Source organism: Bacillus sp. AFS077874 (assembly GCF_002566505.1).
Taxonomy (GTDB): Bacteria; Bacillota; Bacilli; order Bacillales; family Bacillaceae_G; genus Gottfriedia.
On the sequence record NZ_NUYF01000005.1, the window covers coordinates 421,149 to 447,841 of the forward strand.

Annotated in this window: 28 protein-coding genes and 1 pseudogene; 6 read left to right on the forward strand and 23 right to left on the reverse strand. The window is 32.1% G+C overall.

All coding sequences use genetic code 11. From position 1 onward, the window contains the following. Positions 1-497: 497 nt before the first annotated feature. Both COJ46_RS03785 and COJ46_RS03790 read right to left on the reverse strand, forming a co-directional pair. Positions 498-2,282, reverse strand: a complete 1,785-nt coding sequence (locus COJ46_RS03785; RefSeq protein ID WP_098565709.1) for an ABC transporter ATP-binding protein — start codon at positions 2,280-2,282, stop codon at positions 498-500. A 1-nt stretch (position 2,283) separates the two neighbouring features. After that, on the reverse strand, positions 2,284-4,035 hold the full coding sequence (locus tag COJ46_RS03790; protein WP_098565710.1) for an ABC transporter transmembrane domain-containing protein: 1,752 nt from the start codon (positions 4,033-4,035) through the stop codon (positions 2,284-2,286). A 245-nt stretch (positions 4,036-4,280) separates the two neighbouring features. Between COJ46_RS03790 and COJ46_RS24360 the strand changes: the two genes are divergently transcribed. Beyond that, positions 4,281-4,439 (forward strand): hypothetical protein, encoded by a 159-nt coding sequence (locus COJ46_RS24360; protein WP_176522606.1) that lies wholly within the window; start codon positions 4,281-4,283, stop codon positions 4,437-4,439. A gap of 137 nt (positions 4,440-4,576) precedes the next feature. On the opposite strand, the gene COJ46_RS03795 is transcribed toward COJ46_RS24360, so the two are convergent. The 6 genes from COJ46_RS03795 to COJ46_RS03820 all read right to left on the reverse strand — a co-directional run bounded on the left by COJ46_RS03795 (position 4,577) and on the right by COJ46_RS03820 (position 12,025). Further along, positions 4,577-6,871 carry an FIMAH domain-containing protein gene (locus COJ46_RS03795; RefSeq protein WP_176522607.1) on the reverse strand — a complete coding sequence of 765 codons (2,295 nt, stop codon included), beginning with the start codon at positions 6,869-6,871 and terminating at the stop codon, positions 4,577-4,579. 921 nt (positions 6,872-7,792) lie between these two features. Then, the gene (locus COJ46_RS03800) at positions 7,793-8,005 is read right to left on the reverse strand and encodes a YneF family protein (RefSeq protein ID WP_056476721.1); all 213 of its coding nucleotides are present in this window, start codon (positions 8,003-8,005) and stop codon (positions 7,793-7,795) included. Positions 8,006-8,090: 85 nt separating this feature from the next. Beyond that, on the reverse strand, positions 8,091-8,528 hold the full coding sequence (gene sirA / locus COJ46_RS03805) for a sporulation inhibitor of replication protein SirA (protein ID WP_056476717.1): 438 nt from the start codon (positions 8,526-8,528) through the stop codon (positions 8,091-8,093). Between the two features lie 182 nt (positions 8,529-8,710). Then, positions 8,711-10,714: a transketolase gene (gene tkt, locus COJ46_RS03810; RefSeq protein WP_097977896.1), complete on the reverse strand. Its 2,004-nt coding sequence runs from the start codon at positions 10,712-10,714 to the stop codon at positions 8,711-8,713. A gap of 186 nt (positions 10,715-10,900) precedes the next feature. Then, positions 10,901-11,140 (reverse strand): DUF896 domain-containing protein, encoded by a 240-nt coding sequence (locus tag COJ46_RS03815; protein WP_097977898.1) that lies wholly within the window; start codon positions 11,138-11,140, stop codon positions 10,901-10,903. Positions 11,141-11,368: 228 nt separating this feature from the next. Further along, positions 11,369-12,025, reverse strand: coding sequence for a YneB family resolvase-like protein (locus tag COJ46_RS03820; RefSeq protein WP_097977899.1), 657 nt, complete (start codon positions 12,023-12,025; stop codon positions 11,369-11,371). 140 nt (positions 12,026-12,165) lie between these two features. Here COJ46_RS03820 and lexA point away from each other — a divergent pair, with 140 nt between their 5' ends. Then, positions 12,166-12,813 carry a transcriptional repressor LexA gene (gene lexA, locus COJ46_RS03825; protein ID WP_097977901.1) on the forward strand — a complete coding sequence of 216 codons (648 nt, stop codon included), beginning with the start codon at positions 12,166-12,168 and terminating at the stop codon, positions 12,811-12,813. A 107-nt stretch (positions 12,814-12,920) separates the two neighbouring features. Further along, the gene (locus COJ46_RS03830) at positions 12,921-13,547 is read left to right on the forward strand and encodes a GyrI-like domain-containing protein (RefSeq protein ID WP_097977903.1); all 627 of its coding nucleotides are present in this window, start codon (positions 12,921-12,923) and stop codon (positions 13,545-13,547) included. 83 nt (positions 13,548-13,630) lie between these two features. On the opposite strand, the gene COJ46_RS03835 is transcribed toward COJ46_RS03830, so the two are convergent. From COJ46_RS03835 to COJ46_RS24910, 3 genes are all read right to left on the reverse strand, one after another. Then, positions 13,631-14,071, reverse strand: coding sequence for a hypothetical protein (locus COJ46_RS03835; protein WP_097977905.1), 441 nt, complete (start codon positions 14,069-14,071; stop codon positions 13,631-13,633). A 346-nt stretch (positions 14,072-14,417) separates the two neighbouring features. Further along, a complete protein-coding gene (locus COJ46_RS03840) occupies positions 14,418-14,834 on the reverse strand; it encodes a GNAT family N-acetyltransferase (RefSeq protein ID WP_286133613.1) in 417 nt (138 codons plus the stop codon). A 133-nt stretch (positions 14,835-14,967) separates the two neighbouring features. Continuing rightward, positions 14,968-15,609 (reverse strand): glucosaminidase domain-containing protein, encoded by a 642-nt coding sequence (locus COJ46_RS24910; protein WP_097977907.1) that lies wholly within the window; start codon positions 15,607-15,609, stop codon positions 14,968-14,970. Positions 15,610-15,805: 196 nt separating this feature from the next. Between COJ46_RS24910 and COJ46_RS03850 the strand changes: the two genes are divergently transcribed. Beyond that, the gene (locus COJ46_RS03850; protein WP_097977909.1) at positions 15,806-16,141 is read left to right on the forward strand and encodes a L,D-transpeptidase; all 336 of its coding nucleotides are present in this window, start codon (positions 15,806-15,808) and stop codon (positions 16,139-16,141) included. Between the two features lie 127 nt (positions 16,142-16,268). Here the strand turns inward: COJ46_RS03850 and COJ46_RS03855 are convergent, their stop codons facing one another. The 3 genes from COJ46_RS03855 to COJ46_RS03865 all read right to left on the reverse strand — a co-directional run bounded on the left by COJ46_RS03855 (position 16,269) and on the right by COJ46_RS03865 (position 17,505). Then, a complete protein-coding gene (locus COJ46_RS03855) occupies positions 16,269-16,880 on the reverse strand; it encodes a sensor histidine kinase (RefSeq protein ID WP_097977910.1) in 612 nt (203 codons plus the stop codon). 133 nt (positions 16,881-17,013) lie between these two features. Continuing rightward, positions 17,014-17,298: a PspC domain-containing protein gene (locus COJ46_RS03860; RefSeq protein WP_097977912.1), complete on the reverse strand. Its 285-nt coding sequence runs from the start codon at positions 17,296-17,298 to the stop codon at positions 17,014-17,016. Between the two features lie 27 nt (positions 17,299-17,325). Beyond that, positions 17,326-17,505 (reverse strand): hypothetical protein, encoded by a 180-nt coding sequence (locus COJ46_RS03865; protein ID WP_097977914.1) that lies wholly within the window; start codon positions 17,503-17,505, stop codon positions 17,326-17,328. Between the two features lie 199 nt (positions 17,506-17,704). Here COJ46_RS03865 and COJ46_RS03870 point away from each other — a divergent pair, with 199 nt between their 5' ends. After that, a complete protein-coding gene (locus tag COJ46_RS03870) occupies positions 17,705-18,472 on the forward strand; it encodes a divergent polysaccharide deacetylase family protein (RefSeq protein ID WP_097977916.1) in 768 nt (255 codons plus the stop codon). A gap of 34 nt (positions 18,473-18,506) precedes the next feature. Here COJ46_RS03870 and COJ46_RS03875 read toward each other — a convergent pair whose 3' ends face one another. The 8 genes and pseudogenes from COJ46_RS03875 to COJ46_RS03910 form a co-directional block, all read right to left on the reverse strand. After that, complete coding sequence (locus COJ46_RS03875) at positions 18,507-19,061, reverse strand: AAA family ATPase (protein WP_097977918.1); 555 nt, start codon at positions 19,059-19,061, stop codon at positions 18,507-18,509. A 185-nt stretch (positions 19,062-19,246) separates the two neighbouring features. After that, positions 19,247-19,618, reverse strand: a complete 372-nt coding sequence (locus tag COJ46_RS03880; protein ID WP_097977920.1) for an iron chaperone — start codon at positions 19,616-19,618, stop codon at positions 19,247-19,249. A 162-nt stretch (positions 19,619-19,780) separates the two neighbouring features. Beyond that, positions 19,781-20,056, reverse strand: coding sequence for a DUF4190 domain-containing protein (locus tag COJ46_RS03885; RefSeq protein ID WP_286133614.1), 276 nt, complete (start codon positions 20,054-20,056; stop codon positions 19,781-19,783). Between the two features lie 503 nt (positions 20,057-20,559). Then, positions 20,560-20,808 (reverse strand): DUF5412 family protein, encoded by a 249-nt coding sequence (locus tag COJ46_RS03890; protein ID WP_097977924.1) that lies wholly within the window; start codon positions 20,806-20,808, stop codon positions 20,560-20,562. 126 nt (positions 20,809-20,934) lie between these two features. Continuing rightward, complete coding sequence (locus COJ46_RS03895) at positions 20,935-21,621, reverse strand: Dph6-related ATP pyrophosphatase (RefSeq protein WP_097977926.1); 687 nt, start codon at positions 21,619-21,621, stop codon at positions 20,935-20,937. A gap of 183 nt (positions 21,622-21,804) precedes the next feature. Further along, positions 21,805-22,916: pseudogene (locus COJ46_RS03900) on the reverse strand (RNA-guided endonuclease TnpB family protein). A gap of 29 nt (positions 22,917-22,945) precedes the next feature. Further along, positions 22,946-23,326, reverse strand: a complete 381-nt coding sequence (tnpA, locus tag COJ46_RS03905; protein WP_097977928.1) for an IS200/IS605 family transposase — start codon at positions 23,324-23,326, stop codon at positions 22,946-22,948. Positions 23,327-23,789: 463 nt separating this feature from the next. Continuing rightward, complete coding sequence (locus tag COJ46_RS03910) at positions 23,790-24,317, reverse strand: dihydrofolate reductase family protein (RefSeq protein ID WP_097977929.1); 528 nt, start codon at positions 24,315-24,317, stop codon at positions 23,790-23,792. Between the two features lie 270 nt (positions 24,318-24,587). On the opposite strand from COJ46_RS03910, the gene COJ46_RS03915 reads away from it, so the two are divergent. After that, positions 24,588-25,475 (forward strand): DMT family transporter, encoded by an 888-nt coding sequence (locus COJ46_RS03915; protein ID WP_098565711.1) that lies wholly within the window; start codon positions 24,588-24,590, stop codon positions 25,473-25,475. 57 nt (positions 25,476-25,532) lie between these two features. On the opposite strand, the gene COJ46_RS03920 is transcribed toward COJ46_RS03915, so the two are convergent. Beyond that, positions 25,533-26,252, reverse strand: coding sequence for a metallophosphoesterase family protein (locus tag COJ46_RS03920; RefSeq protein ID WP_097977933.1), 720 nt, complete (start codon positions 26,250-26,252; stop codon positions 25,533-25,535). Positions 26,253-26,693: the final 441 nt, after the last annotated feature.

Here is a 26,693-nt window from a genome sequence, read left to right on the forward strand (position 1 = left end):
ATTACAACAAATTCCGTAAAATATTTAGTAATATTTTCCTTTTTTAAATAATACATAAAGAATCTTAATTAGAAAAAGTTAATTAGGTTTTTACTTATAATTATTCTATTTAACAAAAATTTAATTATTATAAAATAATAAATAATGAGCATATTAAGCGAATTTTAGTAAAAATCGGTACTTTAACACTAAAATTTCTTATTTCGCTCTACCTTCCTAATCTTCGAGACATACTATATTTGAACTATTATTAGAATTTCCCCCTATTCGTTTTTGGTACCATTCTACTATTTGTAAATAAACTAGTTTTATTATCAAATTAATAACTTATAATGTAGAATTTACTAGTATAATTTAACACTTAAAACTGTTTACTTCAGATTCGTTTATTTCCCCTCCACTTTATGAATATATTAATAATGAATTAATTTTTACTAATATCCTTCTGAATATAGTTCTATATAAAAAAAGCAGCTAGAAAATCTAGCTGCTTTTCATTACTCGGCCAATAATAAAGACCCTTTATTTTGTAATAAATACATATTATAGTACAATCCTTGTTTTGCAAGAAGCTGTTGATGGTTGCCTTCTTCTACGATTTTTCCTTTGTGCAATACATATATGCAATCAACATCTTGAATTGTTGATAAACGATGAGCAATGATAACAGTAGTTCTACCTTTTCTCATCTCTGTTAAAGCTTCTTGAATTGCTTCTTCTGTTTCACTATCAATATTTGCAGTTGCTTCATCTAATATAAGAATAGTAGGTTTAGCTGCGATCGTTCTTGCAAACGTGATTAATTGGCGCTGTCCACTTGATAAAGTTGAACCTCTTTCAACAACTGCCTCATCATACCCGTTTGGTAATTTTTCAATAAATTCATTCGCTCTAACTAATTCGGATGCTTCTTTAATTTCTCTATCAGTTATATTGTTATTATACATTGAGATATTTCCTTTTATATCACCAACAAATAAGTATGGATCTTGTAAAACTAATCCGATATTAGAACGTAATTCACTTTCTTCAAATGTTGATAGTTTTTGATCATCAATCTGAATTTCTCCGTCTTTCACATCGTAAAAACGTAATAATAGATTCATAATTGTTGACTTACCACTTCCTGTATGACCAACAAAGGCAACTGATTGACCAGGTTTAACTGAGAATGAAATATCATGAATGACATTGTGTACTCCGTCATATGCGAATGATACATTTTTAAAATCAATACTTCCTTCTTTTACTTTTGGTAAGTCAGTTCCAACTTTAGTAGGAGCTTTTTGCTCTTCATCCATTAAGTCAAATACTCTAGATGATGATACGACAGCTTGCTGTAATAAAGATAATTTCATCATCATTTGCGTAATCGGCTCAAAAAATCTTTCTAAATAACTTACAAATGCATAAACTGTACCAATCTCAACTGGATTACTAAAAGAAGTAATGCCAAAGAAGCTAAGAACAAACATTATACCAATTGTATAAATTAAATCTGTTGCCGGTCTTAAAAACAGAGAATCTAATCGTATTGTTTTTACACCTGCATTATAGTGAGACTTATTTACACCCTCAAATTCATTTTGTAATCTTTTTTGTTGGTTAAATGCTTGTATGATTGACATACCTTGTAAGTGCTCGTTTAATTTAGCATTTAAATTACTTAACTGTCCTCTAGTTTCCATAAAAAATGGAAAACTCTTTTTACGATACGTAAGTATAATAAAATAAACAATTACAACTAACCCTACACAAATCGTTGCTAATTTAGCGTCTAATGAGTACATCGCAATAATGATTCCAACTAAAAAGACAATTTGCTGGATAAACGTTGCCAGAACACTAACGTAAAAATCTTTTATAGCTTCAGTATCATTCGTAATTCTAGATACGATACTTCCAATCGGCGTTTTATCAAAAAACGAAAAAGCTAATGAATGTACATGCTCATAAACTTTCATTCTTATATCTTGAACAACTTTAAAAGCAATTTGTTGAAACATTAAAAGCTGTAAATAGGATAAAACAATTTTGCCGATTGTTATTGCAACATATATAGAAAATAACATTACGATTGTATCTTTTGGAAAATACCTTTTCATTAAATGATCATCTAGAAATCTTTTAACTAAAATTGGACCATACATTTCACATGCTGTTGCAAGGAATAAGAAAATAAATGCAAAAGTCAGTAAAACTTTATATTTTTTTAGAAATGAAAGAAGTCGTATTAAATCTTTTTTCTGCCTTTTAGCATCGATTTCAATCTCTTGATTCATATTATCTCCCTCCTTGCTCTACTAGTTCTTCTAGTTGTTGTCTTTCAAACATTTCTTTGTACCAACCATCAATTTGAACTAAATCTTCATGTTTACCTCGTTGTATAATTCTTCCTTCATCTAAAACGATGATTAAATCACTATGCATGACAGCACTCATACGATGAGAAGTAATAAATGTTGTTTTCCCACTTCTCTCATCCTTTAACGAGTGTAATATTTTTTCCTCTGTTTTTGCATCTACTGCGGATAAACAGTCGTCTAATATTAAAATATTAGGATTTTTAATTAAAGATCTAGCGATTGAAATTCTTTGTTTCTGTCCACCAGATAATGATACTCCTCTTTCTCCTACAATCGTGTCGTAGCCCAATGGGAATTCTAAAATATCCGCATGAATATTAGCAATCTCGGCAGCTTTATGTACTGTTTCGATTGAAGAATCAATTTGGCTAAACGCAATATTTTCCTTAACTGATGATGAAAATAAGAAATGTTCTTGCGGTACATAACCGATATGTGATCTAAGAGATAATAAAGTTGTATCTTTAATATCTAAATCGCCAACTGAAATACTCCCGTTAACTACTTCATATTCTCTCAATAAAAGTTTTAAAAGAGTTGTTTTTCCTTGACCAGTTTTACCAACTATTCCAATAGTTTGACCTTCTTGAACATTAAAATAAATATCCTTTAATTCAAAATTTGATTCTTTATTAAACTTAAATGAATCAATTGAATAAGTAATTTCACCCATCGGAATTTTTTCTAATGCATTTTTCTTATTTTTAATTTCAGGTTCAACACTTAATAAAGAACGGATTCGATCATAAGAAGCGCGACCTCTTTCGACAATATTGAATAACCATCCAATAGCAAGCATTGGCCAAATTAATATACCTAAATAAGTAACAAATGTAATTAATTGGCCTACAGTTATATCATCTGCAATAACTAATCTAGAACCATAAACAACCGCAATAATATAGCAAATCGAAACAACTAACATGATTGTTGGATCAAAAAGTGCATCAATTCTAGCAACTCTCATGTTGTATTTCACTACTAAATCTGCTTGATTTTTAAAAGCGGTAACATCTTCTTTTGTTTGCCCTAAACTTCTGATAACCTTTAAACCACTCATACTTTCTTGAACTTTATTATTTAATTCTGAAAATGATTCTTGCGCTAAATGAAAACGTTGATGTAATAATTTACCATAGTATTGAGTCAAAATGGCCATAACAGGTAATGGCAATAGACTAATAAGCGTTAACTTCCAGCTTATTGAAACTGCCATCATTATTAGTACCGATCCACCTAAAATAATAGAATCTACAAAAGTTAAGATCCCAGCCCCAGCTGTCTCGCGTACTGCTTGAACATCGTTTGTTGCGTGAGCCATTAAATCTCCTATTCTATTTTTTTGATAAAACGATGGAGACATTTTTGAAAAATGATTGTATAAATCATCTCTAAGCTGTCTGGCTAACTTTAAAGAAGAACCAAATATTAATCTCCTCCACCAATATCGAAATGCATAAAGAAGTAACCCATTAATAAAAATTAAACCTACCCAAAAAAGTAAGTTTTTACTATTAAGTGAGTTTTTCACCATTTCATCAATTACATAACCAATAACCTTCGGAGGTAGTAGCTCTAAAATTGCAACGATTACTAAAAGAGATATTCCCCATACATAGCTTCTTTTTTCTTGTTTAAAAAACCAAAACAAATCTTTAAAAACTGACATTCCTTCACCCCCGCAATACTATTAAACTTAATTTTACAATATTTAGAAAACTCAAAACACAGTGTTCATTATAACATAAAAATTAAATAGTTTTTAATAATCTGTTTATTTAGAATGGTTGTTAATTTTCGGTAATGCTAAAGACATGCGTCTCGATAAAGATGTGCTATATTGACAAAAAATAGAAATAACATGGCCAAAAAATTACTTCTTTATATAGTAAAATTTTAATATGGAGGTGAATTATGGAAAATAAAAACGAAAAAGAAACCTATTTTACGAACAAGCCCACAGGTACTTTACCAAAACGTCCTAAAGAAAATAGTTTATTACTAAACTTGAATAAGAAAATAAAGGTTGAAATTGATAAAATTAAAAAAACAATTAATGGCTGTTCTCTCTAGGTATCTAATTATGTTAATTTAACACACAAAAACCACTTTCCATTGTTTCAATATCCAATAGAAAGTGATTTAGTTTGTGATCACCCTTACCCGCTCATCCCAGGCACAGGTAGGCTATCCTGAACAGTCAATCTACCCTATTTCCAAACTTCAATCATCGCATCGGCGTTCGCTTTTAAATTATTATACGCTTTTGCGGAGACCTTTTTCGAAGCATTTTCATTATCTAGAAAACCTTTAAAATCATTAATATGTTTGACAACATTATCCGCAGAACCTTTTTTTTCAAATTGTTCTACTGAATTCAAATGTGCCTTCAATGCTTGCGCAGATCCTGCTTTGAAGGCTCCCGCATTATCGAAGCTATCGATAATAGAATTTAATCCTGTTGCATTAAAATTGCTCAGCAAAAGATTATTATCAGTAGCGCTTTGATTTGAGTCTGTTTCTGAAGTTGCCGTAAAGTTAATATTGGCTGGAGCCGTCATACCTATAGGAATTTTTACGTAAACAGGTACATCAACGGTTTTACCCGGTTCAACTGCTACAACATTGTGATCCAGTTGAACTGTCCAATCATCACCTGCAGAAGCGTTAACACGAATAAGATCCTTTGCTTCGCCGGTATTAGTAACATTAAAATGATAAACTGCCACTTTGCCTGATACAGCAGGTTGTATAGTACCAGCGCTTACATTTACCCCGCGTTTATAGGCACCTGAGCCCTCCGTATTACGAACGGCAACCTGGTAATGTAGCACACCGTCATTGCCTTTGTACTTCCCTAAAATGTAGAAATGAAGTTTATTGTATGGATCGATGTACTCACTGACAACATCGTCTTGGCTAATGGAACCATCGAATTTTCCGCCAACCAAACTAGCCCCATTCCCTGCATGGAATAAAGAATCCAGAGCTTGACGCGGGTCACCTTTTGTAACCGATACTGTTGTACCGTCAGGCTTTGTAAAGTCTTTCAGTCCTATATCTTCTGGATGTGAATCAACTGGCCAAATGAATGGAGCAGTCTCTGCATTTTTAGTTTTGGAAATCAATACACCTGAATCAGCAGCAAAGGAATCCGCACCAACTCGATCTACCACTTCAAGTGTGTAGTTATTGTACTTAGCGTTGTTTACGTTACCTACCATATCGTTACGCCAGTCCCCGCTTAGATAATTGGTTGGAGTTAAATCAGTCATACTGACGTTGATCCCATGGAGTCCGTTTCTGCCGAATTTACTACCAATTGGTACTTCGCGCGCGATAATATCCGCAAACACCGGACCAGACTCTTTTAATTGATCACGGTTGAGTTGTAGGACTTCATCATTTGATAGAAATCCTTGTTTCATCTTGTTTCGAAGCGTATGTGGTGCCGGCAAGGAAGAACCAAGCGTAGCCGGAATCATCCAACGAGTATGCGTTCCACCTGGACCATTAAAAGACCCACGACTCATCGTTTCCCAGTAACCGGAATAGGTTCGAGGTTCTAAAGCTGCATTATTATAATTATCGCCCAGCCCTTTAAGGTGACCAAATTCGTGAGCAAATGTGGACATGCCATCACTTTCACCTTGAATCGAAACACGAATCGATTTGCCATTTAATGTTGCACTCGAAGCAGCAGACCAAATAGATTTAGCTGCAAACCATGAAGTCCAAGGTACATAACGAGTTTTTGCCCAGTTTGACATGATCTCAAATCCAGTTAAATTCTTCGGTGGCCCAAATTCAGCAGGCACCGAGTTCTGATCCATAAACTTCATTTCTCCCAGTTCTTGCCAAACGGTTGATTCATCATAGCCAGCATGTACAATGAACGCAAAGTCATAGTTTTTTCCTGATGCGACTATGTCGGCTGTTGCAGCATTTATCCCATCCTGGAAGAGATTCCCAGTTTTATAATCTTTTGGCAGGGAACCAGGATTAAAACTGTCAAGCCCATACTGAAATTCGTATTTATCCAAACGGTAAGGTCCATAAGAATCAAGGGATACACCCCATTTTCCATATGAGTTCTCTTTCCAAAAACCATCGATTGTCTGATAATGATTAAGCTCACTTGGAACATTCAAGTAATTCGTCCAAAACTCCCCGAGTTTTTCGCGAGGAACGGCATCAACTTGTGGATTTCCGATAGGATCTTTCCCCTTAGGCAAGGTCAAGATAAAATCCTGACCTGGAAAATCGACCAAGATCAGAGCTCCTTTAAGGTTTGTTTCCGGTTGAATACTCTTATCAGTACTCCAATTTACACCAGGGACTGGTTTATAATCATTCCAGGTCATATCGTCTGGATTCACCCATGACTGAGGATCCACTGGTCCGGGCATTTTATCAAGCCCTGGTTCAGCAGCGAATGCGGAAGTTGAGTACATCGTAATCATTAAAGTGGTCGATAATGCAGCAATCTTATTTCTACGCTTCAAAATGATTCTCCTCTCTTATGTAAACAATAATTTATGTAGCTTTCGTTTTCGAATTTGCCCAGTGATTATGTAATGTCATCATTTTTTTCCTATATCGTCACCTTCTGATCAAGCTAAAAGCCTACTTGCATCCCCCTCTTTAAAGCTATAAAACACATCGTCATAAATCGGCAAAAACCCTGCCAAAATTCCTCCCCCTTCATGAATTCGATCTTTTAGATAAACCTAACATATTACTAAATAATAAAATCATTGATAGTTTACAAGAATGTATAAATATGATAAAACACTATAAAATATTTAATAGATTATTAACAATTCTAAGCTTTTAATAATAAGTATTTTGACAAATATTGGGACCACCATAAACTTTTTTATCGACTTTCCCCTTCATATAATTTGTTGATTTGGTAAAAATCGACTTATTAAACAATTTTATTTCGAAGTATTTGTCAACTGTTTACGGATTTTGGCACGTTCTGTATAAAAATATTTGTTCTAAAAAAACTTACCGATTTATTAGTAATTAAGGAATTTACACTTAAATAATTTCTTAACAAAGTATTGTATTGGAATGTTGTATTAAAAATTGCAAGATAAACAGAAATTTTTCAAATATAAAATTCAAGAAAAAAGATATAAAAAACACCAACTTTTCGCAAAAGTCGGTGTTTTTAAATTTTAACTTTTCTCTTTAGCTTCTTTTGGTAATCATAAAAATTTTTCTCTAAAAACATAAAAACCACTCGCCCATTGGTAAATTCCAACAGAATAAGTGGTTTCGATTAGTATAATGATTCATGATTTAAATAATTACAAATTCTTGATAAAGGATTCACTATAAAGAGCTGTTTCCTGAAAGAATATGTTTAATATTTATTTCAAAACAAGCTATAAAGCCTTATATTTTAAAAGGATTTATTATTTTGTTTGGTTGTTCATAGCCTTCATCATTTGGTTAATTTTCTTTTGTGAAGGTTTTTGTCCCATTTGAGCCATCATTACTTTTAACATTTGTTCATTAATTGGTGGATTTTTCTTTAGGTAGTTCATTGTATATTGACGAGCTATGAAAAATCCAATCGCTACACCTGCAATTAATGCTAAGATGCCGACTAGAAAGTATACCCACATTTTATTGCTTCCTCCTTAAAATCATCTAGAAACAATTTTACTAAAACTAACCAGTTTATACAAGAGCAAACTGCAATTTAATCGTTTAAATATACTTTTGATAGGCGATAGGTCTTAGCCAGCCAAATCGCTGATCCTTCACATCAATTGCAATGAATGTTGAACGAAATTTTCTTAATAGCTCAAAGAATATTGTTTCTGCCTCTAATGATCCTTCTGCATATAAAATTAGTTCGTGAGGATAAAGTTTTAGCTGAGCTTTTGCACCATCAACAAGTTCGAGAAGATACTCTCCAGTTTCCTCATAAAAGTAGATCTGTTGAGAATCAAATTTGCGAATAAATGTATGTAGCTCGAATAATGGTATTGGTTCTGTTATATATTCTAATTGTTTTTCGATTATTTTCCTTAGTTCAATAGATGAGTAATAATACTCATATACTAGTTGATATATTTTATGCTCTTTCCCATAAAATTCTATAGACAGTGGTTCTCGAATTAAAAAAATTTTATATTCCCTCATATCTTGTCCACTCCCAACAACTATCTGTAAGGAAAATTATATAAAATTCCATTCAAAATATTTGTCATTTTTAAGGAGTGAAAATCAACTAGTTTTGTCGAAAAATCTTTAATAAAGTATTATATTGAAAAAGGTTTAGGAAAAAGGAAAAGAATTTAAAATTCTTTCCCTATCTTTACCTTTTACTGTAGTACTTTTTTTGCTGCTGATACGACATGATCAACAGTAAATCCGAATTTCTCCATTAATAAGTTACCCGGAGCAGATGCACCAAATGTATCGATTGAGATAACTTCTCCATCGAAACCTACATATTTATGCCAGCCGAATGAAGAACCCATTTCTACTGCTACTCGTTTCGTAACTTCTCTTGGTAATACTGATTGTTTATACTCATCAGATTGCTTTTCAAATAAGTCCATTGAAGGCATTGAAACAACCGATGCAGAAATTCCTTCTGCCGCTAGTTTTTCTTGTGCTCCAACTGCTAATTGTACTTCACTACCTGCTGCAATTAATAAAACATCAATTTTATCTTGTTTCGCAGGAGAAATAACGTAAGCACCTTTAGAAACTTTATTATGAATATCAGTAGTAGTCCCCTCTAAAGTTGGTAAATCTTGACGAGACAATACCAACATTGTAGGTGCGTCTTTAGCTTCTACTGCCACTTTCCATGCTGCAGAGCTTTCATTTCCGTCAGCTGGACGAATTACATTCAGATTAGGCATTGATCTGAATGCTGCTAGTTGCTCAACTGGTTCATGAGTAGGTCCGTCTTCACCAACTGCGATACTATCATGTGTAAACACATAAGTAACTGGTAAATTCATTAAAGCTGCTAAACGAATTGCTGGTTTTAAGTAATCAGAGAAAACAAAGAATGTCGCGCCAAACGCATGAACGCCGCCATGTAGAGCCATACCATTTAAAGCTGCACCCATTGCAAATTCACGTACACCGAACCAAATATTACGTCCATCATAGCTTTCTCTTGTAAAGTCACCTTTACCATTCATATACGTTTTGTTAGATCCAGCTAAGTCAGCAGATCCACCAAAGAAACTAGGTAATACGTTTGCAATAGCGTTTATTGCTTCACCTGAAGATGAACGAGTCGCAATTTTTTTACCAACTTCATATTTAGGTAATGCTGTTTCTAAATCTACAGTAATATTACCTTCAATCGCATTCTTCAATTGAGCTGCTAATTCAGGATACTTTTCTTCATATTTTGCAAATGTAGCATCCCATTCTGCTTCTTTCTTTGCACCAGCTTCAACGATTACTTTATTAAAATGTGCATACACTTCTTCTGGAACGTGGAATGCATTTTCAAACCCCCAAGCATACGCTTGTTTCGTTAAAATCGTTTCCTCTTTTCCTAATGGCTCACCATGAGATTTTGATTTACCAGATTTATTCGGAGAACCGTAACCGATTGTTGTTTTCACTTCGATTAAAGTTGGTTTTGATAATTCTTCTTGAGCTTTTTGAATCGCTGCAGTAATTTCATCTAAGTTATTACCATCTTCTACTCGAATAACTTGCCATCCATAAGCTTTAAAGCGGTCTTCTACACTTTCAGAAAATGAACGATTTAATTCGCCGTCTAATGAAATATCATTTGAATCATAAAGAACTACTAAGCGCCCTAATTGTAAATGTCCCGCTAATGAAGCTGCCTCTGCAGAAACACCTTCCATTAAATCTCCATCACCACAAATTGAGTATGTAAAGTGGTCTACTACATTTAAATCTTCTTTATTATATGTACCAGCTAAATGACGCTCTGCTAGAGCCATCCCAACAGCCATCGCAATTCCTTGTCCTAGTGGACCTGTTGTAGCTTCAACACCGTGTGTATGTCCAAATTCAGGATGTCCTGGAGTTTTGCTTCCCCATTGACGGAAGTTTTTAATATCTTCAATTGACACTTCGTAGCCTGATAAATGTAACATGCTATATAGTAACATTGAACCATGGCCTGCTGATAACACAAATCGGTCTCTGTTAAACCATTTTGAATTTTTGGGGTTATGATTCATAAATTTTGCAAACAATGCATATGCCATCGGTGCAGCACCCATTGGCATTCCTGGGTGACCAGAATTAGATTTTTCGATTGCATCAATTGATAATGTACGAATCGTATTAATTGCTAATTGTTCAATATTATTAGACATAAATTTCGCTCCTTTAGCTTATTCATAGATATTATCATATAATTTACCATGATTTATTACAATAACTAACACTAAGTTTTGACATTTTTAACAAATTCTTTCCAAGAATTAGAAAAAAGCAGAATATTCTTCTGCTTTTTCTGTTATTTTTAACAAAATATGAAATTTTATATTGTAAAATTTTTTTTAATGTAAGTTTTTTTTACGCTTTGCTTTTTCATATTTTAACTTTGCTGGTGTAATATCATTCCCTTTTTCATCAACAATTTTAATTGAAGTTAATTCATCGACCATACGGGAACGGAAGTCTGCTAAATATTCTTTTCTTAATTGATCTTGTTCAACTTTCTCTTCAGGACTTAACCCTACTTCTTTTGACTTTTTTGATAATTCATTTATTCTATCTAAAGATTTTTTAGTAACCATTCGTAACCTCTCCTTTATTTGTATCTATCTATACATTGTTAGTTCCATCACTTTGATAACCAGACGAATAATTATATGTTCTTTCTTTGCGAAAAAGTCTGACGACGTCGAGCTGTTTTACCATTGGTGTAAAGAGCATCGCGCTTTGCAGGTGTGCAACGAAGAAAGGCGATCGTTAGTCAGAGTCTGATATTCTATTCAATGTATCTCATCTTACAATAAATTGCATTAGCTTTCAATATTGGAGATTTCTTTCATATGTTCATTATACCTTCTATTGACAGTTGCCTTTGAAACGTTATATCCAAATCCTTTTAAGGTTGCAGCTATTTCTTCAAATGTTAGATCGTTTTGACGTAATCTTACAATTTCGGAAATCGGTAATTCCAACTTATCTCTACCACCGGCGTTTAAACTACCTTCTAAGTTTTTTTGAGGCTTATACCCGTTTTCAACTGCCTTTTTCATACCTCTTTTTATTTTCATATTATGAATTTTCCGTTGATATTCCTCTACAATACTTAAAATTTCTAAAACCATTTCATCACTTTCACTTAATTGAAATTGTCCATTTTGAGAAGATGTAAATAATCTTATTCCTTCCCTTTTTAAAAAATGTAATAAAGCAATTCTTGCATGACCTCTTCCTAATCTTGTTTCATCTTGAATTAACAAAGCATCAACTTGATGCTCTTTTATCATTTGGAATAGTTGGAATAGCCCTTCTCTTTCTACTTCATATCCACTAGCCTGTTCGCCTATTGTTTCTAGAATACACATTCCCATCCGCTCACCTAATTCGGTTAGTTCACTTATTTGTCTATGTAATGATGTTTCTTGAGAATCCTTTGCTGTACTTACTCTCGCGTAAATTATTGCATTCATTAACTGTTCCCTCCATACGAACACGAAAACTACTTTAATAAAAAATAGAACTAACGTTTGTATATCTTATCCTATCATGATATAATGAAAAAAATAAAGAGGAACGTATTATCTACTTTATAGGCAAGGGGGAAATTCGAATGAACAAACTATCGAAAAGGCAAGCAGAAATTTTAGCTTATATTAAAGACGAAGTAAAAATTAAAGGTTATCCACCTTCAGTTCGAGAGATTGCGGAGGCTGTTGGTTTAGCTTCAAGCTCTACAGTACATGGTCATTTAGAGAGACTAGAACAAAAAGGCTATATTCGAAGAGACCCTACGAAACCGCGTGCAATCGAGATTCTTGGCGAAACAGCAACGGTTGTAAATGAAGTACAAGCATCATACAGTGAAATCTATAACGATATTATTAACATTCCAGTAATCGGTAAAGTAACTGCAGGTATTCCAATTACTGCAGTCGAAAACGTAGAAGAATATTTCCCTTTACCGACATCTGTCGCTCCATCTAACGAACAAGTTTTTATGCTTCGAGTAGAAGGAGATAGTATGATCAATGCGGGTATTTTGAATGGCGATCTTGTAATCGTTAAAAAACAATTTACTGCTGAAAATGGCGAAATTGTTGTTGCCATGACCGAAGATAGTGAAGCTACTGTAAAGCGCTTTTATAAAGAAAGCGACCATTTTAGACTTCAACCTGAAAATGATGCCCTGTTTCCTATTTTATTAAAACAAGTATCAATTTTAGGGAAAGTAATAGGAGTTTACCGTACATATCATTAAAACCTTTTAAGAGCAATGACATCTTTATGTGATTGCTTTTTGTTTTTTAACAAGCATAGTCATAACACAATAAACCAAACTAACTTATTATTTAGGGAGTTTTTCTAGTGAGTAAACTTGAGTGGAGAAAAAGTTCACAAGAAATTTATTTACCAAAAAGTAAGCCTAGTAAAATTAATATACCAACCTTTAAATATATAACGATTGAAGGCAAAGGCAATCCAAATAATGAATTTTTTAAAGAAAATGTCGAAGCGCTTTATTCTTTAGCATATGCCATTAAAATGTTACCCAAAAAAGGCATTGTTCCAGAAGGATACTTTGATTACACAGTCTTCCCTCTTGAAGGTGTTTGGGATTTAGATGAAGAAGGTCGAAAACTAGACTACTTAAATAAAGAACATCTTCTATATAAATTAATGATAAGACAACCCGACTTTGTTACAGAAGATTTAACATACATCATTTTAGATCAACTTAAACAAAAAAAGAAAAATCCACTGCTAGCAAACGTAAAACTCGAATCGATTACTGAAGGCTTATGTGTTCAAACCATGCACACCGGAAGCTATGATGACGAGCCAAGAACTTTTAAACTAATGGAAGAATTCTGTATGGAGAATAATCTACAAAGAGTTCAAAAAACACATAAAGAGATTTATATTTCTGATGCAAGAAAAACTCAACCTGAAAAATTGAAAACTGTTTTAAGATTTCAAGTGCAAGAACTATAACAAATTAAAAGAGCTTGGATATTCCAAGCTCTAGTCTTACTATTAGTTAACTGGAACAAATCACTTTTAAATAAATTACTTTATTATTCACTATAACTCTCAAAATTCTTCTCTAAATCATCTCTAAACGCAATTGCCAAATAATTATCAATTATATTTCTAGTAATAGGTGATTGAAATACTTGACTTTTATATGCGCCACCATCATATTCAATTATATCAATCTTATTTTCAACCTGTTCATTTTGCACTTCATCAAAATATTTAATACTAACTACTACCCCAACATCATCAATCGTAATTAATAACTCTCTTTGATTTAATAAGACCTCAATAACACCATCTTTATCAATCATAATATCAAACTCACCATTCGAAACTTCAATTTCCTTTTTTAAAGACTCCTTTAAATCAACAAAATATGATTCGAATTTCTCACACATCTTACTGTATGCCATATTTTCTGTAACAGTTTCTTTATATATTGCTTTTGTTTTTAAGATGAATTCCCTTTTAAAATCCATATTTCCACTCCTTGTAGTGATATAATTGGAGCATTTATATATTATTACTATTCATCAAGTACTGAAAAATAGAATAACAGGAAGAATGTATTTAAAATTTTTTTATACTAATTAGCCTAAAGTAACAAATCGATCATTCCATCAGGACTTTTTACACACTTTTTTTCGTAATTATTGAGAATAATAGTAAACTTTTTCGATAGGATTATTTCGAACTAAGTTTGAGAAACTGTAGAGAGTAAATTTATATAGAATTGAAGATGGGTATTTGGAAGTGGCTAATGATAATTGGGGTAATAAAAATATTTTTATTCCTCTTCAAAAAATAAATGACCAAAAATATCGTTTAATCTATTAATTTAACATAAATAATTTCAGGATCTCCTTCATCCAAATTATCGATAAATCCACTTTCAATATATCCTAGAGATTGAAATACGTTTTGCATTTGGATATTTGATTTGTTGGTAGAGGAAAATAATTTCTTTTCTGATAAAACTTCAACATATTTCATGAGATTTTTTGCTATACCAAGCCTCCTCGTTTTTGGTGAAACAATTATTAAATCAATAAATAAATGGCCAAAGAAAAAATTATGATAAATCATAAAACCTACTATCCTCTTATTCATTTCACAAACAATGCATCGATTTTCTTCAATTGATCGTTTAATTTGATCTTCCCTAATTCGGCTTTCAATAATTTGAGAATCTAGAATTACGATTGATTCACAATCATTCATTTCCGCATTTCTAATTTCCACTTTCGTTCTCCTTTTCTTAAATGGTTAATATTTACTTTTCTATAAAATTCTTTCAAACCCTCTTATGTAGTAGGTTAAAATAAAAAACCTCTATTTAAAATCATACAGGTCATTTTATAAATGATTAAATACCTTATAGATTTGTTGGATTGAAAAGTTTGCCCCATGTTTTTACTCCAACAATTCCATCAACTACTAAATCATTTTTTCTTTGAAACTCTTTAACCGCTTTTTCGGTTAAAATCCCGAAAATCCCATCCACTTTGACGCCTATTTTTTCTTGAATTTTCTTTACTTGCACTCCCCTTGATCCTTTTTTTAAGATTCCCTTATAAGGATGTAATTCAATTTCAATAATCCTTTTATATAATCCATTTTTAATATTTGCATTTTTAACCGAGATGAGTACATCTGCATAATTTTGAGCTACTGCCCATCCTGCCGCAGCAATCGCATTAAATTGCTCATTAGCAGTTTTGTATGTTCTAACTTTACTGTACCTCGGATTATTTAAAATAAAATCAACATAGCCCTGAACTGGATCATTATATTTTATATAATACCCTCCTTCATTTTTAGGTCTAGCTGTTCCTCTGCTACTAAGAGATAAGCCTGGATACCATGTTTGCCCTGCGATATTGTTATTTTTCTTAAAATTTTTAGACGTAAAATGTGCTGTTTCTACTTGCCATTGAGTATAAATTACTTCGGGTAACCAGCCAATTTTCTTTGAAACTTCTTGGGCATATTGAAAATATTTTATTGTATTAGACACTATAGACTAATCCTCTCCTTAAAGTGCTTGTCCTATAGATTATTCAGTTGCTCCAATCTTGGTACTAAGGAAATAGTAGAAAAGTAATGGAAACTTACTATTTTTTCTATCTACATTTCATATTTCTATTACTCCTCTTGTATTTAACAACTATTAAACTTTCTTCATAATATGGTTAAAAACTGGAGCTGATAAAATGACTAATTGGATCTACATTTCTACATCAAACCGCCAACTAAAACTTTTCGATGGCAACAATCTGCTTAAAACTTACCCAATCGGTGTTGGAAAAATGCTTACACCTACTCCTACAGGAACCTATACAATTATAAATAAAGATCCAAATCCTGGTGGACCTTTTGGTGTACTATGGATGGGACTATCTGCTCCACATTACGGAATTCATGGAACTGATAATCCATCAACTATTGGTCACTTTGTTTCACATGGTTGTATTCGAATGTATAATAAGGATGTTCTTGAGTTATCCTCAATGGTTTCAATTGGTACAGGTGTTGTTATTCATCAATAAATCTAAAACCCACGAGATGGATTTTCATAGATTAATAGGTACTACTATATAAATAAATTAACATTGCCATAATGCTGCCTTATGGCTTGAATATTAGAACTAAGAAGTAAATTTAAAAACCCTTACTTTACTGTAAGGGTTTTGGAAAATGAATTGAAAATTCAATGGTTCCATCTATTAATTTCACATCATGTTTTAACTGATGACGTGTTAAAATCGATTTCACAATTGCTAGACCTAAGCCTGTACCTGTAAAATGTTTATTTCGGGAAGCCTCCATAACATAAAAAGGTTCCCAGATTTGCATTATTTGAGTAGAATTTTTAAGATTTGTTTCATTATTAATCATGAATACAATTTCCTCATTCTCCTCGTAAATCTTAATATTTATTCCCGGATTTTTTGTATATTTAATTGCATTACTAATTAAATTATTAAATACTTTCTCAAATTGGTCACGATCTACTTCAATATTTAGTTGATTAATACTAATATATTCTTTTGTTAAAATGATATTATTTTGATTCAATTCGATTTCAAAGTTCTCCAAACTAGTTTCAAAAAGCTGAATTAAGTCAAATTTTTCTATATGTAATATTTCACGTTCAATTCTTGATAACTCTAATAATTTATCGATTAATCGGTTTATTTGATCAGTTTGTTTAATAATCGTATCAACATAAGTTCCATCATCTATTCCATCTTTTATGCCTGCAGAATAAGCTTTGATTAAAGCCAATGGAGTTTTAAGTTAATGAGATATATCTGAAATGAATGTTTTTAAATTTGCATTCCGTTGATTTAAATCATAAAAATGACCTTTTAATTAAGGTCATTTTAGTTTTTGGTCATCCTTATTTGTTTGAGTTAGTTCATAAAAATCCTAAATTTGATAAAATGACTATTACGATTACAGTAAATACAAAAGCAAGGATCACAGTTTTAAACCTACTCTTTTTTCTTACATTTTCAACATAATAAAAATCATCATTTCCCATCAGCGCTCCCAAAACTAGATAGACTAGAAGTGATACTGGCAAAAATAAGAATACCAATCTTACAAGAATTGATGGGATTAATAAAGCTTCTGCAATTCCTCCACATACACCTAAAAATACATAATCTGTATTCGATTTATATAACCTATTTCTATTCATTTTATCTTCCTCTTTTTGTTTGTGAGTCTATCGGTCCACGTTGAACTTATTTATCAATTTCTTCACATTCTCATTTGGACTCCAGCAATTAAACTTATAGGTCGTCATTGTTTCAAATCCCAATCTACTACAATAATATTTCATACCTTTTACTTGTTTCTTTGTTATAAAATGCTGGCAGGTTGCGCAGCAATGAAAATCTTTCATAATACCTCCTAAGATGAAACCAAAACTTTAACTTAATCACATTCGCCAACAGAATTAAAGTTCCTTTTTTAAAATCATAAAAATCACATTTCCTTTTTGTATTTAAACATTTTAGTTTCTTTTCAATTTTTACGGTTATTTTCTTTATAATCACAGAAAATAGAAGAGCATAGTAATTAATGGAAAAGGAGATTTACCGATGAAGCTTTGGATTACTTCTATTTTCTCTATATTAGTAGCTCTATCTACTACCTGCTCTTCAGTATTTGCTGAGCCTAATCATAAGCTTGCTATAGTGATTGATGATTTTGGTAATAACATGAAAGGAACGGACCAAATGCTTTCACTACCAATCCCATTAACCGTTGCAGTGATGCCTTTTTTACCTACTACTAAAAAGGATGCAACTGTCGCTCACTCTAAAGGCTATGAAGTAATAGTTCATCTACCAATGGAACCAAGGAAAGGGAAAGCAAGTTGGTTAGGTCCAAATCCGATTAAGACCAACTTAAGTGATGACGAAATTCGAAGAAGAGTTCTAGCCGCAATTGATGACGTCCCATACGCAATAGGAATAAATAATCATATGGGTTCAAAAGCAACTTCCGATGAGAGAGTAATGCGCATTGTCTTAACTGCGTGTAAAGAAAGGGGCCTATTTTTTTTCGATAGTAAAACGAATTATCGGAGCGTAGTTACTAAAATTGCAGATGAGATAGGCGTGCCGGTCATAGAAAACAAGTTATTTTTCGATGATTTATACACCTATAAACATATAGAAAAACAAACTCGATTATTATTAGAAAAAGTAAGAGTCGAACCAACTATGATTGCGATTGGACATGTAGGAGAACCAGGCGAAATTACCTCAAATGTAATAAAGGAATACATACCTAAAATTAAAGAAGAAGCTAAATTTGTATTTTTATCAGAATTAGTAGAAAACCTACCAATCCCATTACATTAAAAACTTACTGCGATAAACAAAAAATTAGGAACCGCTATTTTGCGATTCCTATATTTTTTGATCTATGTTGTTCTTTAAAATAATCTTCAACCTCATTTATATTATTAACGACCAATATTTTATCATTGAAATCTTTATACTTTTTAAAGAATGTTGGTCTCCCCACCTCTTCAAAATACTTATTCCATTTAAACATTTTGAAGAATATTTTAAGTGTCGGTTTATAATTTGACTTCTCTAATTTAAGTTTTTGTAAGAAATATCTTTTAATGATTCGGTAGGTTCTAACAGAATAGCTCGTATCTAAAAAAATAATCAACTCTGCATTTTGAAAACTATTACTAACCCATTCTTCATTATGAACACCTTCAATTATCCATGTATTCGAACGAATGAGTGTATCTAAATAGCATTCTCTTTCTTGCTCGGAACGCCTGATATCTTTATGACCCTTTTGCCTTTTCCATACAACATTATCTAACTCATAATAAGGAATATTTAGCTTTTTGGACATCTGCCTAGCTAATGTCGTCTTTCCACTCCCAACTGAACCAATGATATGTATTTTCTTTGGTAGGCTATTTTTCACTTAAATCACCACTTATCTTAAAACATTGATTCTATATTATTCGATTTAGTCCTTAAAATGACCTTGTTATTATTTAAATCTTTATGTATAAAAAATAGGAGCTGTTCTAATCAGCTCCTATTATTAGTTAATCGTTCTGCTATTAAATTTAATCTTTACCAACTTAGTTTATGAATAAGTAACTATTATTTACGCCAAAAAGATGTATATTCTGCTTTATCTTGAATATTGAACTCAATCATTTTCTCAAGTAATTCATATTTAACCGGGACTTTCCAAGGAATACGAAACAAACCTTTTGTAGCACTATAGCCAGCATTTGCAATTTCATCGGCAAATTGAACAATACCTTTTTCTTCAGGTGATACACTCATATGTTGCTTCGCGGTCGAAATGCCAATGATGAATGTGCCATGATTGGAAAACATCGGCGTATTCCACTTAATTTGTGGCTCTAGGCTAGGAAATTTATTCGAAATCCAATTCAAAATTTCAGCCGTTCGCTCACGGTGGTCTGGATGATCAATACTTGCTAAATATTCTGCAAAAACTTCCATGTCCGTACCTCCTCAATCAAAAATTATGTAGATATGTAGGACTTTAATTTAAACTATATACATTTAAATCTAAACAGTCAAAGTCGCTTTAATGTTTAATCATAATTAAAAACTATTTCTCTACTTTTTTCATTCGAAAACCTTTGTTTTATTATGTTCTCATTAAAAAGTCATATTATCATTCATTGAAACAAAAGTAATAATTCCTAAAACTAAAATGATAATTAAAATTGTCTGTATGCTTATTCCAACAATACTGCAAACCCTTCCGGAAATTGCTAAACCTTTCCCTTTTTCATTCGTGCGATTAATTTCGGCAATACTTTTTCGAGAAATAAATAAACCTATTATACCAAGTATAAAGCCAATATAAGGAATGATGATTGATAAAACGCCTAAAGTTAATGAAGATATTGATTTACTATTTGTTGTTACCACTACTATTTCCCCCGTGAATTTAAAATAAAATTCTAATTCTAATTAAATAGATAATTACCATCCTATTATTTATAATTTTATTATAATATTACACTAACAACTTCTTTTTGTAATTTGGGTTAATTTCGACGTTTCTTTATAAAAAGTATTAATAAATTTTAATATAAAAATAAAATAGAAACCTGAGGTATTGTTTTATAAGGAATCATGACGAATTGGAATCAATTTAAAAAGTGAAATTTTTTTTTAAAAAATCATGAAGGAAATATTTGGATTAAGTCGATATTCTGGAGAAAAGCAGAATAGACTTACGAAGATTACTTTACAGATGTAACTCAAAACAAGAACCATTTAAAGAGTATACAATAAAAAAGGATCGAAATAATTTCCATCCTTAAATGTTTATTTCTTTTTCTCTCAAATAATTTTCATAAGCTCCAATTGAACCTTATCAGATTTCGGTTCAATTGGAGCTACTTTTGATAGTCTTTTGCTTAGATCGTTTAAAAGATATATTCCTCTAAACATGCCCCTCCACTTGTTACATATGCTTTTAAAGTATAATTTCCGTTTGGAGATTTTTCTTCTGTAAGATAATCTCCTTTTGGTAATCTATTCATATCAAAAAATGCCCAATATACCCCATACACGATAATCACCAAAAATAATACGCTTACAGAAAATAGTATTTTAATTGATAATCTTCTTCTTTTCTCCCAACTTTTTTTATTTTCTAATATTTTGATAGACAAATTACAAACTCCTTTTTAGAACCCTATTTTCTGAAACTGAAATTATGATTAATATTGCTTTAATTTGATCTATTAAAACTTTAAGCACTATTATTTTCTACTAATCATTCTTAATTTCTAATTCTACTATGCAAGCTCTAAAGGCAAATAAGCATATTCCCCGTCCCTAATAATCTCACTCTTTTTAACTAAAATCGGAAAATTAAAAATCGGTCCATCTATCACGGTTGTATGAAACTCACCACTTTCTCCGCATGGATCAATACCTCGAGTTTCAAGCTCCTTTACATATTCGTGTGTTAACGTTCGTCCTAAATCTTCTTCCCTCATTCCTAACGTTAAGTTGACTGTTACAACAATTGTTCGAAAACCTTTATTTATAAACTCATCGACAGCTTCACGATGATTCATTTCCCATAATGGCATACCAAGCTTTAATCCAACATTTTTTGTAACTTTATCATGCCAACAATCTTGAGTAGGCATATCAATGTCACCCGTTACTAATACATCTGCTCCTTGATTTTTTGCATTTTCTAATAGTTGTGTAAATACTTTTTCATATTCCTGCCAACTTGCCACCCCTGTATAAACAGGTAAACCGATTGATTCAGCTTGAGCGCGTATTATTTCGGGAGGCATTCCATGGGATCTAGAACGTTTCCCTTCTTCCTCTAGCATAACGATTAATCCAACCGCTTCACCTACTTTCATAGCTTTATATACAGCTAGTACACTATCCTTCCCTCCACTAAAAGAAGTTATAAATTTACGTCCAATAGCATTATTTTTCCAGTTTACAGTTTCTACCATTCAACTTACTCCCTTATCCTAATGAATTTTTCACTATATTTATATGAAGTACAATTTTGTGAACTACCCACCACTTAGTTAACCTTCGGGTCTACTTGAAGTGGGGGCTTCTCGACTTATTGTTGCTTTTACTAGCCAACGAAAACTGACCGAGCTAACCCTCTTGTTCCAAGAGTTTTTCTTCTATGCTAATACTAATAGGTGAATGCCTTCATTTTTGATATTGATTGCTGAATTGTAGTCACGATCTGTTGCATAACCGCATGAACAATTGTAGGTGCGTTCGGATAGTTTCATCTGTTTTTCTGAACCACAACAAGAACACTTCTTAGTAGAAGGAAACCACTTATCAATTTTCAAAAGCTGTTTTCCTTGTTCTTTTAGTTTGTACGCTAAGAAAGCAGTGAACATACCCCAACCATTGTCGTGAACGCTTTTACCAAAGTGCAGGGCCTGGGACATTCCTTTCATGTTCAAGTCCTCAATCACGACAGCATCAAAGTTAGAAGCTAATTCTTTTGACTTATTGTGAAGGAAATTTTTGCGTTGGTTCGCTACTTTCTCATGAAACTTAGCCACTACTAGGCGTTGCTTATTCCAACGCGCAGAACCTTTTTTACGCTTAGACAGAATGCGTTGTGCTTTTGCTAATTTTTCTGACATAACACGATAGTAGCGAGGTTAATTGGCTTTCTCATTCTCGCTACTCACATATAATTCAGCCATCGCAAAGTCTAATCCAATAACGGTTTTCACTTCTTTTTGTACAATTTCTTTTTCGTATTCAGTCAAAATAGAAACATAGTATTTACCCGTAGATGTCATGGAGATCGTGCATGACTTGATTAGGTGGTCTTGTGGAATTGTTCGATGTTGTCTGATTCGTACCATTTTTAGCTTTGGTAGTTTGATATGGCGAGCAAATAACATGATGTTTCCATTTACAAGATTGGTCGTATATGAATTTCTACCCTTTTTGTTCTTGAATGTAGGAAAGCCATTTTGACCAGTAAAGAAATTCTTATAAGAAGTTTGCAATTTAGTTGTGTGTTTGCCAAGGCTAATGAATCAACTTCTTTTAACCACTCAAATTCTGCTTTATATTTTGCAGGTGTTGGAAACTTTTGTTTCTTTAATTGTTCCTGATCCTCTTTGTATTTCTCGTATGTTTCTTTTCGTTCTGCCAACATTTTATTATATACGAATCTCACACAACCGAAAGTTTTTCGCATAAGAAATGCTTGTTCTTCTGTTGGGTATAAACGAAACTTATATGCTTTATTTTGCTTTGCCATATCATTTCACCTCACTTTTGACCTTGATTTTAAATGTATTTCTTAATGGTATCTATTGGAGCACCGCCTGTTGTTAGCAGACAGAAACTTCTTGACCAAAACATTTCTTTCCATAATTTTTTTCTGATCTGCGGGAAGTCTCTCTTTAACAATCGAGAACTTGCACTCTTATAAGCATTGATGAACTTTGACAGTTCAGAGTTAGGATGCCCTTTGAATAAGATGTGGATATGATCTTTATCGTGATTCCATTCCACCAAAGAGATATTGTATTTACTTCCGATTTCAACAAACATCTCTTTTGCAAATTTAGATATTTCACTATCAAATACTTGTCTACGATATTTCACAACCAGTACAAGATGATAATACATCGAGAATACTGAATGGTTATTACTATCTAATTTCATGGTAACATCAGCCCTTTATCTTATCTAAGACTGATTAGTCTAAAACCTTTGGCTAAAGCCAACCGAAATTCATCTCCCACCTACTCATTGGGCAATCGCCCTTCATATTCCTTGAAGATGGGAGACTTCTTTCGGAAATCTGTTAAAAAATTAATTTAATACTTATCTTAATATTCGACAAAATATTTAGCCTCCCTTGTTATATATTCAATCAATTGTTACAAAAATAAGAAGACCGACAAAAATCGGTCTTTTCATAGAATTAGCCAATTTATATCTAGTAGAATATAAGTTAAACTTCTCCCCTGCTATACCTAGCCAATAATTTATATCATTTTTAAACACTAAATTAAGCAAATAAAAAGATCTGCTACTGCAGACCATTTATAAAGGAATATCTAAATTTTATTTGTATGTTTATATAACCAACAATCTACTCTACTAAATAGGAAAATTCATAAGATTATCTCCTAACATAATGAAGCATAGCAAGTTGACCTAATTTTTCTACTTTCGTTAAAGTGTATTTTTGGGTAATGTCATCACCCGTGTAAAGAGAGACTCCTTTCCCCAAAACGATTGGAGCGATCGCTAGTTGAAATTCATCAATTAAATTTTCTTTAAAAAATTCTCTAGCTAGGTTTCCTCCACCAACAAACCATATATCTTTACCAGGTTGTTGCTTTAAACCCATTATAAAAGTTTTAATATCTTCATCTATAAAAGTAGCATATTCATCTGATCCAGTTGCAGATTTTGAAAACACGTAGTTTTTATATGCAATATAAGGATACTCCATATCAAATCCACGAACGACATCATATGTTGCTTTACCCATTACTACAGTGTCAATTCTTTCTAAAAGTGTATAATAGCCAGAGTCTCCTTCTACTTCTGTTGTTTCTAGCCATTCTAACGTTCCATCATTATTAGCTATATATCCATCAATAGACGTACCAATGTATAAGATAATTTTACGTTGTTTTTCCATATTAAATCTCCTCATTATTTTTGATGTTTGTTTTGTTCATTAACTATTCATTAATCTAGTATAATTGAATGTAACAATAATATGCTTTTGAAATAGGGGGAATCGAAATGCCTTTATCTTCTTTTAATTTATATATTTGGAAACCATTTTCAACTTCACCGCCACCACCGTTTACTCCTGCTGTTCAAGCAACACTAAGTGAGCTTATATTAAAAACAGATTAAGAATCTGCGAAATATAAGCTGTTTCGTAGATTCGAAGGAGTAGACGATGCAATCTAAAATTCAATTCCTACTATCAATGGCGATCTTTGGTACGATTGGCGTATTTATAAGATACATTGATTTAGATTCGAGTGAAATAGCTTTATTGCGTGGTTTAATTGGTAGTTTATTTTTAATAACATACATGCTTATCGGTAAGAAAAAAATATCATGGGCATCAGTAAAAAATAATGCTTATATTTTGTTACTTTCTAGTATTACATTGGGTGGAAATTGGATTTTCCTTTTCCAAGCTTATAAATATACGACTGTTTCAAACGCGGCACTAAGTTATTATTTTGCACCAGTCTTTGTCCTAATTTTATCTCCATTCGTACTAAAAGAAAAATTATCAACTAAGAAATTAATTTGCATTGTCATATCCATATTCGGTATGTTATTAGTTGTTGCTAGTGGTGGGTTAAGCACGGCTAGATTAGAAGATTTTATTGGGATTGGTTATGGATTATTAGCTGCTGTGTTTTACGCTTCTCTAATGCTACTCAATAAGTTTATTAAAAACATGGGTGGCTTAGAAATTACACTTATCCAGCTTGGAACAGCATCATCACTTCTCATTCCATATGTATTCATTACTGAAGGATTCGGGCTTTTGGAAATGTCAGTTTCTTCAATTCCATTTATAATAATCTTAGGGATGGTACACACGGGCATTGGGTTCTTATTATTCTTTTCAGGTATGCAGAAATTAAACGGGCAAAGTATAGCAGCATTAAGTTATGTTGATCCAATCACCTCTTTATTAATTTCAACTGTTTTCTTACAAGAGAAAATGACAATTGTTCAAATGATTGGTGGGGTCTTGCTATTAAGTTCAACATTTGTCAGTGAAAACCATTCATTGAAATGTCAAAACCATTTTAAAAAAAAATAGCTAAATAATATAATAAACAGTGGGAAGTTAGGATTTCCCACTGTTTTTAATTTTAGGTTATGAATTTCTGTATTTACCGAACATTATTTCGTCATGATATTTATCTAGATCCGGTAATTTTAACTCTTCGGCAATCATAAGTTCAGCTTCTCTATCATATTCCACCCTTACAAATTGGATTGAATTCGTTGAATAAGAACCATCAAGAATCGCATATGACGCTGAAGTTAAATCAAGGGAATTTCCAACACTTCCAACATTGCATAAAATTCCGTTTTTGAAAGTTTCCAAAAAGGTAGTATGTATATCTCCATAAAAGATGATATCAGGAGTCTTATCGTTTTTGTTTGAATTTGTTATTTCACTATTATCAAACATACTTAACCGTTTTTGAATTGGATGAAATGGTAAAATCCTCTCAAATTCACTCCTTGGTGAAGCATGAAAAAACCTGATTAATTGTCCATTTAATTCAAGGTCAATATGAAATGGTAAAGAAGCTAGAAATTGATAGTCTTCTTCTGTTAATCTGTCTCTAAACCATTGAATAAAATCATTTTCTGCAGGTGACTGAATAAATACATCCCAATTGCCACGGACTACTTTTTCGCAATTTTTTTGAACGAGCTCTATACACGCTGAGCCTTGAGGCCCTTTACCAATTAGATCACCTAAGCAAAAAATCCTCTCAATTTCTCTAGAGCGAATGTCTTTCAAAACTGCTTCTAACGCAGTTTTATTTCCGTGTATATCTGAAATAATTGCTATTTTTGTCATGATGCTTCCTCCTGTTCTCAAACATTTGCATTTTACATCAAAGACCCATTCTAACTATACCTTATAAACTAGCAAACATTTATTTGGATTGAAATTGTTAAAGTGATCTTCTCATATTTGTTAACCATTAAAATATTCAATTTAAAAGAATATTAATCCTGCCTTATAATGTTACCATAAAAGAAAAAAGGAGCTAATTTTTAGCACCTCAGAGTGTTGAAATATAAAATCGTCAATAGGGAAAACGGACTTTAAGTGAACATTTATAATGATAAAATTAGCATTTTTGTTGATCTTTTAATGGTTTTAAATGTTAAAATGTTTTAGCAATTTCATAATTGATTGATCTACAATCTGATTAATATACCACAGTTAGATTACGACTAAGTAAAGGCTACTTGATTAGGTTTTATCGAAGACATTTTTTGATGAATAAGTTGA

Coding starts and splice junctions, on each gene's coding strand:
- tnpA (WP_097977928.1), bottom strand. CDS start 23,326: ATGAAATTAGATAGTAATAACCATTCAGTATTCTCGATGTATTATCAT.
- COJ46_RS03915 (WP_098565711.1), top strand. CDS start 24,588: ATGCAATCTAAAATTCAATTCCTACTATCAATGGCGATCTTTGGTACG.
- COJ46_RS03820 (WP_097977899.1), bottom strand. CDS start 12,025: ATGAATGCAATAATTTACGCGAGAGTAAGTACAGCAAAGGATTCTCAA.
- sirA (WP_056476717.1), bottom strand. CDS start 8,528: ATGAGGGAATATAAAATTTTTTTAATTCGAGAACCACTGTCTATAGAA.
- tkt (WP_097977896.1), bottom strand. CDS start 10,714: ATGTCTAATAATATTGAACAATTAGCAATTAATACGATTCGTACATTA.
- COJ46_RS03870 (WP_097977916.1), top strand. CDS start 17,705: ATGAAGCTTTGGATTACTTCTATTTTCTCTATATTAGTAGCTCTATCT.
- COJ46_RS03910 (WP_097977929.1), bottom strand. CDS start 24,317: ATGGAAAAACAACGTAAAATTATCTTATACATTGGTACGTCTATTGAT.
- COJ46_RS03785 (WP_098565709.1), bottom strand. CDS start 2,282: ATGAATCAAGAGATTGAAATCGATGCTAAAAGGCAGAAAAAAGATTTA.
- COJ46_RS03880 (WP_097977920.1), bottom strand. CDS start 19,618: ATGGAAGTTTTTGCAGAATATTTAGCAAGTATTGATCATCCAGACCAC.
- COJ46_RS03920 (WP_097977933.1), bottom strand. CDS start 26,252: ATGACAAAAATAGCAATTATTTCAGATATACACGGAAATAAAACTGCG.
- COJ46_RS03800 (WP_056476721.1), bottom strand. CDS start 8,005: ATGTGGGTATACTTTCTAGTCGGCATCTTAGCATTAATTGCAGGTGTA.
- lexA (WP_097977901.1), top strand. CDS start 12,166: ATGAACAAACTATCGAAAAGGCAAGCAGAAATTTTAGCTTATATTAAA.
- COJ46_RS03850 (WP_097977909.1), top strand. CDS start 15,806: ATGACTAATTGGATCTACATTTCTACATCAAACCGCCAACTAAAACTT.
- COJ46_RS03815 (WP_097977898.1), bottom strand. CDS start 11,140: ATGGTTACTAAAAAATCTTTAGATAGAATAAATGAATTATCAAAAAAG.
- COJ46_RS24360 (WP_176522606.1), top strand. CDS start 4,281: ATGGAAAATAAAAACGAAAAAGAAACCTATTTTACGAACAAGCCCACA.
- COJ46_RS03790 (WP_098565710.1), bottom strand. CDS start 4,035: ATGTCAGTTTTTAAAGATTTGTTTTGGTTTTTTAAACAAGAAAAAAGA.
- COJ46_RS03860 (WP_097977912.1), bottom strand. CDS start 17,298: ATGAATAGAAATAGGTTATATAAATCGAATACAGATTATGTATTTTTA.
- COJ46_RS03835 (WP_097977905.1), bottom strand. CDS start 14,071: ATGGATTTTAAAAGGGAATTCATCTTAAAAACAAAAGCAATATATAAA.
- COJ46_RS03895 (WP_097977926.1), bottom strand. CDS start 21,621: ATGGTAGAAACTGTAAACTGGAAAAATAATGCTATTGGACGTAAATTT.
- COJ46_RS03865 (WP_097977914.1), bottom strand. CDS start 17,505: ATGAAAGATTTTCATTGCTGCGCAACCTGCCAGCATTTTATAACAAAG.